The organism is Candidatus Latescibacter sp. IFSED24 (assembly GCF_058273205.1).
Genome location: NZ_CM177850.1, coordinates 776,653 through 790,570 on the forward strand (window position 1 = coordinate 776,653; position 13,918 = coordinate 790,570).

The 13,918-nt window shown below is 69.2% G+C and carries 10 protein-coding genes and 1 pseudogene; 8 read left to right on the top strand and 3 right to left on the bottom strand.

Annotated elements, in window-relative coordinates; all coding sequences use genetic code 11:
- Positions 1 to 12 precede the first annotated feature (12 nt).
- Entirely contained in the window at positions 13 to 1,275 is a 1,263-nt protein-coding gene (locus tag IFSED24_RS03095) for a glycosyltransferase family 4 protein (protein ID WP_491333759.1), read from the bottom strand.
- Between the two features lie 31 nt (positions 1,276 to 1,306).
- Positions 1,307 to 1,942, bottom strand: a pseudogene (locus IFSED24_RS03100) (DUF507 family protein).
- A gap of 182 nt (positions 1,943 to 2,124) precedes the next feature.
- Between IFSED24_RS03100 and IFSED24_RS03105 the strand changes: the two are divergent.
- From IFSED24_RS03105 to IFSED24_RS03130, 6 genes are read left to right on the top strand one after another with little or no spacing between them, the layout of a single operon-like run.
- Positions 2,125 to 3,108, top strand: a complete 984-nt coding sequence (locus IFSED24_RS03105) for an AAA family ATPase (protein ID WP_491333760.1) — start codon at positions 2,125 to 2,127, stop codon at positions 3,106 to 3,108.
- A 27-nt stretch (positions 3,109 to 3,135) separates the two neighbouring features.
- Positions 3,136 to 4,065: a DUF58 domain-containing protein gene (locus IFSED24_RS03110; RefSeq protein WP_491335022.1), complete on the top strand. Its 930-nt coding sequence runs from the start codon at positions 3,136 to 3,138 to the stop codon at positions 4,063 to 4,065.
- Entirely contained in the window at positions 4,062 to 5,105 is a 1,044-nt protein-coding gene (locus IFSED24_RS03115) for a hypothetical protein (RefSeq protein WP_491333761.1), read from the top strand. Before IFSED24_RS03110 ends, IFSED24_RS03115 begins: the two co-directional genes overlap by 4 nt.
- A complete protein-coding gene (locus tag IFSED24_RS03120) occupies positions 5,099 to 6,085 on the top strand; it encodes a vWA domain-containing protein (RefSeq protein ID WP_491333762.1) in 987 nt (328 codons plus the stop codon). The genes IFSED24_RS03115 and IFSED24_RS03120 overlap by 7 nt, the downstream gene beginning before the upstream one ends.
- Before the next feature lie 22 nt (positions 6,086 to 6,107).
- Positions 6,108 to 7,898 (top strand): VWA domain-containing protein, encoded by a 1,791-nt coding sequence (locus IFSED24_RS03125; protein ID WP_491333763.1) that lies wholly within the window; start codon positions 6,108 to 6,110, stop codon positions 7,896 to 7,898.
- Positions 7,898 to 10,531 carry a BatD family protein gene (locus IFSED24_RS03130; protein ID WP_491333764.1) on the top strand — a complete coding sequence of 878 codons (2,634 nt, stop codon included), beginning with the start codon at positions 7,898 to 7,900 and terminating at the stop codon, positions 10,529 to 10,531. The genes IFSED24_RS03125 and IFSED24_RS03130 overlap by 1 nt, the downstream gene beginning before the upstream one ends.
- On the opposite strand, the gene queD is transcribed toward IFSED24_RS03130, so the two are convergent.
- Positions 10,519 to 10,878, bottom strand: a complete 360-nt coding sequence (queD, locus tag IFSED24_RS03135; protein WP_491333765.1) for a 6-carboxytetrahydropterin synthase QueD — start codon at positions 10,876 to 10,878, stop codon at positions 10,519 to 10,521. The two genes, IFSED24_RS03130 and queD, sit on opposite strands and share 13 nt — an antisense overlap.
- Before the next feature lie 155 nt (positions 10,879 to 11,033).
- On the opposite strand from queD, the gene IFSED24_RS03140 reads away from it, so the two are divergent.
- A complete protein-coding gene (locus IFSED24_RS03140) occupies positions 11,034 to 12,905 on the top strand; it encodes an HDOD domain-containing protein (RefSeq protein ID WP_491333766.1) in 1,872 nt (623 codons plus the stop codon).
- Between the two features lie 213 nt (positions 12,906 to 13,118).
- Positions 13,119 to 13,718, top strand: a complete 600-nt coding sequence (locus IFSED24_RS03145) for a thymidine kinase (protein ID WP_491333767.1) — start codon at positions 13,119 to 13,121, stop codon at positions 13,716 to 13,718.
- The last annotated feature ends 200 nt before the right edge of the window (positions 13,719 to 13,918 follow it).

Sequence of the window (13,918 nt, forward strand, 5' to 3'; positions counted from 1 at the left end):
CCGCGAGCCCGCCTAGGCCCCGGCGGCGGGCTGTTCCCCGCCATAGACGTCTTCCAGCCACTCGACCACGGCCTGCCACGAGAACCTGGCTTCCACGTGCTCCCTGGCCCGGGCCGCGCGCCTGGCGGCGCCCTCGGGATCCTTGGCGGCGGCCAGGAGCACCGCCCCGAACTCGTCGGCCGAGTGGGCCCACCAGACCAGCTCTTCCGCCTCGCTGGCGATGCCCTCGGCCCCGATGGGGGTGGTGACGATGGGGATGCCGCGGGCCATGGCCTCCAGGATCTTGATCTTGATGCCGCCGCCCTCCACGAGGGGAGCCAGGAACAGGCGGCTCGACCGGAACAGCGGGGTGAGGTCGTCCACGTATCCCGTGGCCCGGATCCCCGGATGCGTCTGGGGCCGGGAGGCGAGGAAGGCATCGGAGCCGGGGCCGGCCAGCACCAGTTCCCAATCCGGCAACTGGGGCGCCACCTGGGGCCAGATCCGCTCGCAGAGCAGGCGGGCGGCGCTCCGGTTGGGCGGGTGCTGGAAGCTGCCGACGAAGAGCGCGCGCGGCACCGGCTCGGGATCGCGTTCGCAGGCCAGGTTGTGCGTGTCGATGCCCAGGGGCACGGTCACCAGGTTCCGACCACCGATATCGGCGTAGAGCCGGCGGTCCTGCTCGGTGACGCACAGTGTGGCATCGGCCCAGAGGCTGGCATGGCGGGCCAGGCGGTCCCAGGCGGCGGCCTGCCGCCGGAACCAGGGCCGCAAGAGGAGGGGGGCGCCGCCGGCCCGGCGCCGTCTGGGCAGCGAACCCAGCTCGTGACTGTCCAGGACCAGGCGCGGCGTCGGGGATCCGGGCGAGCGGGCGTCGCGCCAGCGGCGCAGCTCGCGCAGGAGCCCCGCCAGCTGGAGGTACTCGATCTGGACCACGTGAGGCCGGAATGCGCGGATGGCGGCCTGCGTGGCCGCGACCAGGGCGGCATTCTCGTACTTGGCGACGTAGAAAGGGTAGCCGGTGGCGAGAACACGGCCGAGTGCGCGGGACCGGGCGGCCCACAGCCCCAGTCGGGCCCGGCCGCTGGCGGCGGTGTCGAGGAACGGCACGGTGGTCAGGGCGACACCCAGCTCCCGGACACTTTCGGTGAGCGTGTCCTCGCCGGGGCGCAGCAGGCTGACCACGCCCACCTCGTGCCGGCGCGCCAGGGCGCCGATCAGGCCACGGATGGCGGTGCCGCCGCCGTGGCCGATGCTGGCGTGGGGTAGATAGGGAGTGACGATCAGGATGCGCACGGATGGGCCTTCGGGCGGGGCGTGGGCTCGGTCAGCGGATCACGTAGCCGCGGGTGACGGCCAGCTCTTCCTTGGTCCGCTCCATCTCGACCTCCCACTCGGTGCTGCCTTCCTCGAGCCGCGAGCGGTGCTTCCTGAGCCATGCCGTGGCCTCCTCGTCGATCTCGTCCTCGATGCGCAGATCCTTCAGGAGCAGGCTCTCGAGCAGGAAGAGGAACTTGTCCTCCTCGATCTCCAGATCGACCAGTTCCTCGTCCAGCAGGGTCTCGGCGATCTCTCGAGCGATCACGGCGATGCGTTCCTCGGACAGTCGCACGGTCGTCCTTCCTGGTCAGAGTGTGAAGCCGCGCTTGCGGGCGACCTCGCGCTTGAATTTCCGCCGGAGATCGCCCACATCCATCTCCATGCCGCTGATCTCGGCCCGGTGCTTGGCCAGCAGTTCGTCCACCTCGTCGTCGATGGACTCTTCCTCGCGCATGTTGGCGAAGATGGTGTCGGCCACGGTCTTCCAGACCGTTTCCGGATTGGCCGTCAGGTGGACCGGGCCGGTTTCCTGCAGCATGACCAGGATCCGATCGGCAAGATATTCGATCTTGTTCGGAGAGAGTCTCAACGTTGCCTCCTTGGCCGACGACCGCCGTGGACGACGGCCTCGGCGACAATTCAACGGTGATCACCCGGTCTTGGCAAGTGAAAAGCCACACGGTACATTACCGCCCGCCCCCGAGGCTCCGATTTCCGGGGCAGCGAATGGGGAACCGTCGGACGCTTGCGGCGTAGAACGGGGCTGGGCCCTCGGCGGCCCGGTGCAGCCCTTACCAGAGTGAACCAGTCAGCGGAGAGGTGCTCATGCAGGAGAACACCCTGGACAAGGTCCATGCGGAGGAGATCGCCAGCCGCCTCGACGGCGTGCTGCGCGAGGCGGGCCGGGTCATCGTCGGCCAGCGGGAGATGCTCGAGGGGCTGATGCTCGGCCTGATGGCCGACGGGCACATCCTGCTCGAAGGCGTCCCCGGCCTGGCCAAGACCCTGGCGGTGCGTACCCTCAGCCAGGTGGTGGACGCCAGTTTCCAGCGAATCCAGTTCACCCCGGACCTGCTGCCGGCGGACATCGTCGGCACCACCATCTACAACCGGGAAACCGGCGAATTCACCGTCAAGCACGGTCCGGTCTTCGCCAGCATCATCCTGGCCGACGAGATCAACCGCGCCCCGGCCAAGGTGCAGAGCGCGCTCCTGGAGGCCATGCAGGAGCGGCAGGTCACCATCGGTGAGACGACGTTCCCGCTGCCCGACCCCTTCCTGGTCCTGGCCACCCAGAACCCCATCGAGCAGGAGGGGACCTATCCGCTACCCGAGGCCCAGGTCGACCGTTTCCTGCTCAAGCTCCGCGTGGGCTATCCGCAGAAGGACGAGGAGCGACTCATCCTCGAGCGCATGGGCGGCGGCACCCCGCCCCAGGCTTCCGCCTGCCTGACCCCGGCCGACATCGCCGGGTTCCGGCTGGCCACGGAGAGCGTCTTCGTGGACGAGAAGATCAAGACCTACATCCTGGACCTTGTCTTCGCCACCCGCGAGCCCCGTACGTATGGCCTGGACATCGGGCCGCTTCTGGCCTACGGGGCCTCGCCGCGGGCCTCGCTGGCGCTGATCCGCCTGGCCCGGGCCCGGGCGCTGCTGCAGGGTCGGGCCTACGTGGTGCCCGAGGACGTGAAGGCGGTGGGCCACGGGGCGCTGCGCCACCGCGTGCTCCTGTCCTACGAGGCGGAGGCGCGCGAGATGGATGCCGACGCCATCGTCAGCACCCTGTTCGACAGCATCGAGGTTCCCTAAACCGACGTCTTGGAGCTGTCCGCCGTGATGCGAGAGCCCAGCAGCAACAATCCCGGCGCAACCGCGATCCCGCCCGAGATCCTGGCGGCTGTGCGGCGCATCGAGATCCGTACACGGCGGCTGGTGGACGAGGTCTTCAGCGGCGAGTACCACTCGGTCTTCCGGGGGCGGGGGGTGGAGTTCCGCGAGGTCCGCGAATACACCCCCGGCGACGATGTGCGCACCATCGACTGGAACGTCACCGCGCGCGCCGACACGCCCTACGTCAAGCAGTTCGAGGAAGAACGTGAGCTCACCGTGGTGCTCGCCGCCGACGTCTCCGGCAGCGGGCGCTTCGGCAGCGGCGAGCGCACCAAGGCCGAGACAGCGGCCGAGCTCTGCGGCGTGCTGGCCTTCGCGGCCATCGCCAACAAGGACAAGGTGGGGCTGCTGCTGTTCAGCGATCACGTCGAGAAGTACATCCCGCCGGCCAAGGGACGGAGCCACGTCCTGCGGATCATCCGTGAACTGCTGACCTACCGGCCCGAGGGCATGGGCACCGATCTCGACGAGCCGCTGCAACTGGTCGGCCGCGTGCTCAAGCGCAAGGCCACGGTCTTCCTGGTTAGCGACTTCTGGACCGGCGATTTCTCGTCGAGCCTGCGCACCGTGGCGCGCCGTCACGATTGCGTCGCGGTCCGGCTGCGAGATCCGCGCGAGACCGGACTGCCGGACGTGGGGCTGGTGACATGGCGCGACGCCGAGACGGGCCAGGACGTCCTGGTGGACACGGGAGCGGCGGCCGTGCGCGAGCAACTGCGACAACGGGCCCAGCGGCACGACCGGCGTCTGGAGAGCGATCTGCGCAACGCCGGCGTCGACCTGGTGGATGTGGACGCCACCGGCAGCTACGTCGAGCCTCTGCAACGATTCTTCGCCGCGCGGGCGGGGCGGCGGCGACCGGGAGGTGGCCGTTGAAACCGCCTCTGGGCATGTCGCTGATTCTGCTCGGGCTTTTGGCGACCCTCGCCGGCGCCCAGACCATGCCCCCGGAGCCCGGGGCGCCGCCCGGTATTGCGGTGACGCCGCCCGACACGGCGGTGGTCCGCTTCGCCTGGGCCAACGCCGGTCACGAACCCGTGGCGCTGCACGTGGTGCCGCGCTCCGCCGTCTTCGGGGACCCGGTGGTCCTGGTCCTCGACCTGGCTCTCGATGCCGGGGATCTCCCGGCCGATTCCCTGCTCGTGGATGTCCCCTGGCTCGAGCCGGCCAGCGTGATGCCGCCAGTCGACCTCGCCGGTCTGCCCGCCGCCACCGGACCGCGCCTCACCTTTCCCTTCCACGTCTACCGCGTGGGCCCCTGGCGACCCGCCTGGTCACGGAGCGAGCCCGGGCCAGTGCTCACGGTGCAGGGGCGCGTGGCCGATCCGAACCAGGTGGCGCCGGTGCGCGACCCGCGCCGCCTGGGCGGAATCCCGCTCTGGGTGTTGATCCTGGTGGGCGCCGTGATCCTGTTGCTGGCCATCGTGCTGCTCGGGCTGCGGCTGCGGGGTCGCGGGTCTCGCGACTGGCCGGTGGACAGGCCCTTGCCGGCCTTCGCCTGGGTCGAGGCGGCGTTGGCCTTGCAAGATCTCGCAGCGGTTTCCCTTGCCGGGCCCGACTCGGGCCGTGCCTTTCTCGACCGCCTCGCCGGCATCCTGCGCCGCTTCCTCGCCGTGCGCTTCCAGCTGCCCGCCGAGGAGATGACGCCCGCCGAGATCGGCGCGGCGGGCCAGCTGGCCGGCTGGCCCACCACGCCGCTCCAGGGTTTCGTGAGGTTGCTGCAACGCTGCGACGATGACCGGTACGCGCCCGAGCCGGTCCCGGCGCATCGGTGCCGGGCCGGTCTCGACGAGGCGCTGGATCTCATCGAGGCGGTCCGGATCCGGCCGCGCTATACGCCGGTGGCTGCCGAGACGACGACGGCCGCCGAGGCGGCCTGGCGCGATCTGCGCAACCAGGGAGGCGTGGCATGCTGACCCTGGCTCATCCCTGGCTGCTCCTGCTGGCCATTCCGGTGCTGGCGCTGCTGTGGTGGCGCCGCCGCCAGCCGGCGCCGGTCGCGGTGTTGCGGCACTCACACACCGCGCTCTTCGGTCCGCTGCCCACCAGCTGGCGGGTGCGCCTGTCGCGGTCGGTGCCCTGGCTCCTGGCGATCGCGCTGCTGCTGATGGTGGTCGCGCTGGCCCAGCCGCGGCGCAGCTATACGAGCCAGACCATCGAGGGCGAGGGCATCGACATCATGATCGCGCTCGATATCAGCGGCAGCATGCAGGCGCTGGATTTCGAGCCCAAGGATCGCCTCGAGGCGGCCAAGGACGTGATCCGCGAGTTCATCGCCGGCCGCCCGCACGACCGCATCGGGCTGGTGGTCTTCGCCTCGCGCGCATTCACCCAGTGCCCGTTGACCCTCGACCACCAGGTCCTCGTCGGCTTCCTCGACGAGATCCAGGTGGGCCTGATCGACGACGGCACCGCCATCGGCCTGGGCCTGGCCACCGCGGTGGGACGGCTGCGGCACAGCGACGCCCAGAGCCGGACCGTCATCCTGCTGACCGACGGCATGAACAACGTGCCGACACTCGAACCGGAGACCGCCGCCGAGCTGGCGCGCACCCTCGACGTCCGGGTCTACACCGTGGCCATCGGTCGCGAGGGCGTGGCCCCGTTCCCGGTGGATACTCCGGCGGGGCGGCGGATCCGGCAGCTCGAGACCCACATCGACGAGGACCTGCTGCGCCGGATCGCCAGCCACACCGGCGGCATCATGGACCGGGCCACCGATCCCGAGGCGCTGGCCCGGATCTTCGCCACCATCGACCAGCTGGAGACCAGCCGCTACGAGACGCGCCTCTCCACCTGGCACCGTGAACTGGCGGGGTGGTTAGCCACTCCCGCCCTGATCCTGCTGGTCCTGGCGGGCCTGCTGCACGAGGTCTGGGTGCGTCGGCTGCCCTGACCGCACCCAGCGAGGAGGACGCATGCATTTCGCCGCCGGCATCTGGCTCGTGGGACTGGTCCTGCCGCCGCTGCTCTGGCTGGCGGTCAAGGCCGCCGACCGCCGTGCGCAGGCCCGGGCCAGGGATCTCCTGGGCGAGCGGGCCGCCGCGCATCGCGAGGGCTGGAATCCCCGGGTGCGCAGCTGGCAGCGATTCCTCTTCCTGGCGTCGGTCTTCTGGCTGGTCCTGGCGCTGGCCCGACCGCAGTGGGGGGCCAGCGAGGTCACCGTCACCCAGCGCGGTCGCGATGTGGTCATCGCCCTGGATATCTCCAATTCCATGCTGGCCGAGGATGTGGCGCCCAACCGCCTGGAGCGGGCGAAGGCCGAACTGACCAGCTTCCTGCGGCGCCAGGAGGACAGCCGCATCGGCCTGGTCCTCTTCGCCGGAGCGGCCTTCGTCCAGTGTCCCCTGACGGCCGACTTCGGCACGGCCGAGATCTTCCTGCAGATGGCGGCACCCGACATGATCTCCGCCCAGGGCACCGCGCTGGCCACGGCCCTCGAGGTCAGCCGCGACCTGCTGCTCACGGGACGCGATCCGGGTGGTCCGGCCGATTTCCAGGCCATCCTCCTGGTGACCGACGGCGAGGATCTCGAGGGCGACTGGGAGCAAGCAGCCCAGGCGTGCCGCCGTGAGGGGATCAGCGTGATCCCGGTGGGTATCGGTGAGGAGACGGGTGGCCTGATTCCCATGACCGACGCCCAGGGGAACCCGGACGGTTTTCTGAAGGACGAGGAAGGCCAGCTGGTCCTCTCGCGGATCGACCTGGCCTCGCTGGAACGCCTGGCGGCCATGGGCGGCGGATCCACCTTCCGCGTGGGGCTCGATGGCCTGGCCGGCGAACGGCTGCGCACCGTGCTCGAGCGGCTCGGTCAGCGCGATTTCGAGCAGCGTCAGATCACCGCCTGGCAGGACCGCTACCACTGGCCCCTGACGCTGGCGATCTTCAGTCTCCTGCTGGCGCTGGTGATCCGTCCCCGCCGCCTGGCGGGTACGGCCTCGCTGGCGCTCTGGCTGGTCCTGTCCTTCGGGGTCGGGCGCGCCGAGGCCGAGGTCGTGCGGCCAGCCGGTGCGGCCGCCGCCGATCGCGGCCGCCGTGCCTACGTGGAGGGCCGCTACGAGGACGCCTTGCAGGAGTTCGAGACGGCCCGGGCCCTGGATCCGGAGGACCCGCGGCTGGCCCTGGCCGTGGGCGAGGCCCTGTTCCGCCTCGAACGCTTCGAGGAGGCCGATCGCGAGTTCACACGCGCCCGTCAGCTCGCCACCGAGCCCTCTCTGGTGGCCGAGAGCCTCTACAACGCCGGGACCAACGCCCTGGCCCAGGGCGACGCCCAGGCGGCCATGGACCACCTGCGCGAGAGTCTGCGCCTCGAACCCCAACGCGAGGATGCGCTCTGGAACCTGGAAGCGGCGTTGCAGATGATGCAACAGCAACAGCAGCAACAGCAGCAGGACCAAGAGCAGGAACAAGAACAAGAACAGCAGCAGGACCAGCAGGAACAGCAGGAGCAACAAGACCAGCAAGACCAGCAAGACCAGCAGGAACAGCAAGACCAGCAGGAACAGCAGGACCAGCAGGAACAGCAGGAGCAGCAGGAGCAGCAGGAGCAGCAGGAGCAGCATGAGCAGGAACAACCCAGCCAGGAGGAACTGGATCGGGAACAGGCCCTGCAGATGCTGAAGGCCCTGGATCGTGACGAGCAGGAACTCAAGCGTTCGGTGCAGCGGCGGCTGCACGGCGGGAACACCAAGAGCGGGAAGCGGTGGTGATGCGCAACCGTAGTGAACGACGATGGCATGCTGTCCTGCTGGCGACCCTGGTGATGGCCACCCTGGCCGGGCCGGCCTGGGCGAGCTTGCGCTGCTGGGCCGAGGTCGACCGAGCTAAGGTGGTCCAGGGCGGACAGGTCGTCCTGATCCTCAACGCCGAGGGCGACCTGAACCGCCAGCCCCGGCACCAGGAGCCGCGAATCGAGGGTGTCCAGGTGGTGTCCGGGGGGACCAGCCAGCAGTTCAGCATGGATGCCAGCGGGCAACGGCTCTCGGTCTCGGCTACCTACTACCTGCGCGTGGACCGCGGCAGTGATTTCGAAATCCCGGCGGTGACCTTCACCGCTGGCGGCGAGACCTGCGCCACCGAGCCCATCGCCATCGAGGTGGTGGCCGGAACGGTGAATCCCGATCAGACCGGTGGCCGGCCGGCGCCGGCGCCGCCCACCGATGCCGCCGAACCCGTGGTGCCTGAAGGATCCGGCCCGGCTGCCGGCCGTCCCGGTGATCCTTTCTTCGTCACCATGACCGTGGACGACGACGACGTCTGGGTGGGGGAACAGGTCGTGCTGGTGTTCCGCTATCACCGTCGTTCCAGTTCCTGGGACCGTCCGTCCTACTCGCCGCCACGCACCGAGGGTTTCTGGCGGGTCGATCTGCCGCCCGAACGCAACTACCGTCGCTCCATCGCCGGCCACGTCTACGACGTCACCGAGATCCGCTACGCGCTCTTTCCCACCCAGTCGGGCGCGATGACCATCGAGCCGGCCAAGGTGACCATCGCCGGCGATCCCTTCGAACGGCTCTTCGGGCGCCGGGGTCGCGGTCCCCGGAACCTGGTGACCGATCCCATCCGGGTCACCGTCCGGGATCTGCCGTTGCCGCGACCGGCGGGTTTCAGCGGCATCGTCGCCAGCCGGCTGGATTTCACCGCCGCCGTGGACCGGGACACCGTGCCCCGTGGCGAACCGGTGGGTCTCACCCTGGAAGTGGCGGCCGACGGCTTCCTCAAGAGCTACGAGGGGCTCGAGCTGCCCGAACCGCCGGGTCTTCAGATCCATGATGCCGCCGAGGATCTGCGTGAGGATGTGACCGGACCACGTTACCGGGCGGTCTTCCGCCAGGAGAAGGCGGTGGTCCCCACCGCGGAGGGCTCCCTGACCTTGCCGCCGCTGGCCGTGGTCTATTTCGACACCGAGTCCGGTCGCTACGCCATCGCCAACGCCCCCTCCCCGTTGCTGATCATCACGCCGAGCGACCTGCCCGCCGTGGGCGACGACCCGTCTGGTTTCCGCCGCACCGAGATCGCCCGGCTCGGGCGCGACCTGGCCTTCATCCACGCCGCCAGCGGACCGCTCCGACGCGGGTCGACTCCGCTGGGCGGTCAGCCTCTCTGGTGGGCGGTGCTGCTCATGCCCTGGTGTCTGCTCGGGTTCTACCGGGTCCACCTGCGCCGTGTGGCAGCCGATCGCCGCGATCCCGAGGGACTGCGCCGGCGAACCGCCTGGCCGCGTACCCAGAAGGCCTTGCAGCGTCTGGCTGGCGGTGGCGAGGCCGAGGATCTGGCCCGTGTGGTGGTGGGCTACGTGGCCGACAGCACCGGTCGTCCGGCCGCCGGCTTGACCGCGGCCGATGTGCTGGACTGGGCCGTCGAGCGCGGGGACCGCTCGCGCGGCGAGGCGCTGGCGGCGATCCTGGACGCGTGCGACCAGACCCGGTTCGGGGGCGGCGCCGCCCTCGACGTGGCGGCTGCGGCGGTGGAGGTGCGGACCCTGCTTGCCGCGCTGATCCGGCAGCGCTCCCGCGCCGGCGGTGTCGGGGCGACCGGTGCGGTGCTGGCGGTGCTGTGCCTCGGGTCCGGTCTGCTGGCGACCCCGCTGCCGGCCCAGGACATCCCGCCGGCCGTGGCCGCGGCTCCCGGCGTGGATCCGGCCCGCCTGCTGGCCGAGGGGAATCAGGCCTATACCGACGGCGATCTCGATACGGCCATCGCCCGCTACCGGGAAGCCCGCCGCCAGGGCGCCGACGATGCGATCCTCCACTACAACCTCGGCAACGCCCATGCGCGCAGCGGCGAGCTGGGGCGGGCCATCGCCAGCTACCTGCGCGCCCAGCGTCGCGATCCGCGCGATGCGGACGTGCGCACCAACCTGAGCTGGGTTCGTTCGCACACCCGGGATCTCGAGCTCGCCGGGGGAGCGCTGCCGCCGGTGATCCAGCAGCTCGATGGACTGGCGCACATGCTCTCGCTCGACGAATGGTCCATGGTGCTGGCGGTGCTGTCCTGGCTGACCGCGGCGCTGGTGGCCTGGTCCTGGCGGCGTGGCTACCTGGCCACCAGCACCCGGCGGGCCCTGATCCTGCTGGGAGCGGTGACCCTGCTGGTCGGCGTGGTCGCCAGCACGCGCTGGTACGAGGAGCAGGTGCGGGACACCGCGGTCGTGATCGCCGAGGAGGTGGAGGTGCGCAGCGGTCCGGCCACCAGCTTCCCCGTGGTCTTCCGTGTCCACGACGGTCTGACCCTGGTGATGCGGGGTGAACGCGAGGGCTGGGTGCGGATCGGGCTGGGCGGCGACTGGGTCGGCTGGGTGCCGGCCGGCGTCCTCGAGCCGATCCGGATTCAGGGACGGTAGACGGCCTCGGCGGTGGGGCTCTCGCAGACCGTGACGTCGACAAGCAGCGGCAGTTCCGGCTTCAATTCGTTGAAGATGTAGATGGCCAGCATCTCGGCGGTGGGGTTCTCCAGCCCCGGCAGTTCGTTGAGGTTCTGGTGGTCGAAGCGTTCGAGCAGGGGTGCGAAGGCCGTCTTCACCTCGCCATAGTCCTGGACCCAGCCCAGTTCGGGGTGCAGCGGTCCTTCCAGTCCCAGGACGACCCGGTAGCTGTGTCCATGCAGCCGGCCGCACTTGTGCCCTGCGGGAACGTGGGGCAGATGGTGAGCGGCGTCGAAGGCGAAGGCCTTGGTGATGCGCACGTGCATGCTTCCTCCCGGCAATAGGGGCCGGTGGGGGGTGGTTCCGGGGCGAGCTGAGTGACGAAAGGTAAGTTCCAGTACAAAAAACTGTCAAATCCTCTGGTCCATCTGCCGATTCCTGGGGCAGCGAATGGTTCGATGTTTCAGCGCGAGGGACGGTCGTGTCGGGCCAGAACAACGATATCCACAAGATCCTGGACACCCTGGGACGCCTCAAGGACCGGGTCCGTGAGCTCAAGGACAGCACGGACGAGGCCCCTGCTGCGGTCGCCCAGGAGCAGGCACCCAGCCTCGGCGGGGACGCCCTCGTGCAGCTGCGGGCTGGCCTGGCCCAGCTGGACAGCCTGACCCAGGCCAGCGACTTCCCCAATTTCTTCGCCCGCTACGCCGCCCGCGCCGGCCTGCGCATGCTAGTGCTGAAGCGGTGGCGTAGCGGGCTGCAGGTCTGTGCCGAACGGAACGTCTCCCTACCTCAGGAGGCCAAGCAGCGCCGCCCCGATGGCAAGGCGCCCATCCCGGTGGAGGATGACGACCTCTTCGCGGTGGTTGGTCGGGAGCGTCAGGTCTATGCCGGCCCCGTGCCAGTGAAGGCCTTCCCTCTCGATCTGACGCTGCTGCTCGGCCGGGGCACCCGGGATCGGCGTATCGTGGTGCTGCCCTTGCCGGCACGCGACCGCTGGTCGACGTACGTCTATCTCGACGGCGATACCACCACCGAGGCAGCGCTGACGGTGGCCGAGTTCCTGGCCCGCCACGCGGTGGACCGGCTGCGCTTGCTCCAGAAGGGTGAACTGACCGGGGAGGGCCAGGTGGCGGCCCTGCTCAAGACCGAGCTGCATCGCCGTCGCAGCCGTCATCAACAGCAGGCCGAATCTCAGGCGCCGAGCCTGGGCCGGCGTGAGGCCGCCCCGCGGTACCCGGCCGATGAGGTCGACGTGCAACTCGAATGGATTCACCAGGGCGATGAGGACGAGCCTACCATGAACAAGCTTCCCGATACGCCGCTGCCGGCGGACGTGGCCGATTCCCCGGCCGATCCCGAGCCCATGGCCATGCAACTGCCGCTGGCGGCGCTGCGCGCCAGCCAGGCCCAGGCCGAGGCGGACGCCATCGTCCAGGCCTGGGAAGATGCCGTTCTCGGCGGGCCGCTCCACGCCGAGCCGAAACCGGCCGACCTGGCGGGACCGTCGAGCGCTCCCCGCGATCCGGCGGAGATCCTCCACCAGAGCGGGGATCTGCCCGCCATGCCCAAGGCCGCCCTGCACATCCTGTCGGTGATCGAGGATCCGCGCACGACCGCCACGCGGCTGGAGAAGGCCGTGGCCATGGACCAGGCGCTCACCGCCAAGATCCTGCGCATCGCCAACAGTCCGTTCTACGGAGCCGTCCGTGAGATCAACACGGTGAGCGAGGCCATCGTCCGGCTAGGCTATGTCACCATCCGCAACTGGACCCTGGTGACGGCGACCAAGTCCGTGTTCCTGGGTGCGGGCGCAGGGCTGCTCTTCCACAAGATCTGGCGGCAGTCGGTGCTGTCGGCCATGGCGTCGCAGATCGTGGCCCAGGCGCTGCGGCGCGCCGAACCCGAGACCGTGTTCATCGGCGGCCTGATGCAGAATATCGGCCAGCTGGTCCTGGCGCGCAGCCAGCCCGAGCTCTTCCAGCAGGTCCTGACCATCTCGGCGGAGGAGGGACTGCCCTACCACGTCGTGGAGCAGGAGCTGCTGGGCTTCGACCACGGTGATCTGGGGGCCCTGCTCATCAAGGAGTGGAACCTCAGCGAGGAACTGGAGCAGGGTGTGCGCTGGCACCATCGGCTGGACCATCCCGACATCCAGTGCCGCGAGCTGGCCGGCATGATCGCGCTGGGCGAGGAGGTGGCAGCCTGCACCGGCAGCGTCGACCCGGATACCGAGGATCTGCATTTCGACCACAGCCGCGCGGCGCCCGCCCTGGGCATCGCCAGCGACCTGTTCCATCGCCTCCGCAATCAGGCCCGCGATCTGAGCATCGATGCGAGCCTCTTCTCCTGATCACGATGCTGGCCCGACACGCAACACGACCCCCGCTCGCTGATCGGGCGGGGGTCGTGGGAACGCGCGGTAACCGGAGAGCATCCTAGCACAGCCGACGGTCCTTGGGAAGCAGAACCGGAGCGGCGTTGGTCCACGAGCGTTGATCTGCAGGCCCGAACACGTTAAGGTTGTCCACCCCCAGTCAATCCAGACCACGAGGTGGCAACGTTGATGCAGATCGTCAAGGGCAAGACAGGTTGGATCGAGATCATCTGCGGACCCATGTTCTCGGGCAAGAGCGAGGAATTGATCCGACGCATCCGCCGGGCCGAGATCGCGCGCCAGCGGGTCCAGATCTTCAAGCACGCCATCGATGCCCGCTACGATTCCGCCAGCATCGTCAGCCACAGCCAGCAGACCCTGCCCTCGCTGGCCATCGAGGATCCCGAGGAGATCCTCGAACGCGTGGCGGATCGGACCGAGGTGGTGGCCGTGGACGAGGCCCAGTTCTTCGGTTCCGGGCTGGTGGCGGTCTGCGACAAGCTGGCGAACCAGGGCAAGCGGATCATCGTGGCCGGCCTCGACCTCGATTATCGCGGCCAGCCCTTCGGGCCCATGCCCGACCTGATGTGCCGCGCCGAATACTTGACGAAGCAGCTGGCCATCTGCATGGTCTGCGGCGATCCGGCGGGATTCACCCAGCGGTTGACCCGCAGCCGTGACCAGATCCAGGTGGGCGCCACGGGCATGTACGAGGCACGTTGCCGGCACCACTTCGAGATTCCGAACGAGGATGAGGCCGGAGAGGCTGCCCACGAGCAGTCGGGATGACCCAATGTCGGCAATTACAATAACTCAAAAAAGCCCAGCGTGTCTCGTGATGTCTCCCGATTCCTTGACCTGACCATCGGTGCTCAATTTTCGCCATAATTGCATGTTTCTTGCTTAGACCGGTTGATCTTCACGTCGGTCTGACGTATAATAAATGATCAAATTGCTAGCTTGGGTCACTCTGCCACCATGCCAAATCG

Bases quoted from the DNA above. Each gene is read 5' to 3' on its own strand.
- IFSED24_RS03105 (WP_491333760.1), top strand. From the start codon at position 2,125: ATGCAGGAGAACACCCTGGACAAGGTCCATGCGGAGGAGATCGCCAGC.
- IFSED24_RS03110 (WP_491335022.1), top strand. From the start codon at position 3,136: ATGCGAGAGCCCAGCAGCAACAATCCCGGCGCAACCGCGATCCCGCCC.
- IFSED24_RS03120 (WP_491333762.1), top strand. From the start codon at position 5,099: ATGCTGACCCTGGCTCATCCCTGGCTGCTCCTGCTGGCCATTCCGGTG.
- IFSED24_RS03125 (WP_491333763.1), top strand. From the start codon at position 6,108: ATGCATTTCGCCGCCGGCATCTGGCTCGTGGGACTGGTCCTGCCGCCG.
- IFSED24_RS03130 (WP_491333764.1), top strand. From the start codon at position 7,898: ATGCGCAACCGTAGTGAACGACGATGGCATGCTGTCCTGCTGGCGACC.
- queD (WP_491333765.1), bottom strand. From the start codon at position 10,878: ATGCACGTGCGCATCACCAAGGCCTTCGCCTTCGACGCCGCTCACCAT.
- IFSED24_RS03145 (WP_491333767.1), top strand. From the start codon at position 13,119: ATGCAGATCGTCAAGGGCAAGACAGGTTGGATCGAGATCATCTGCGGA.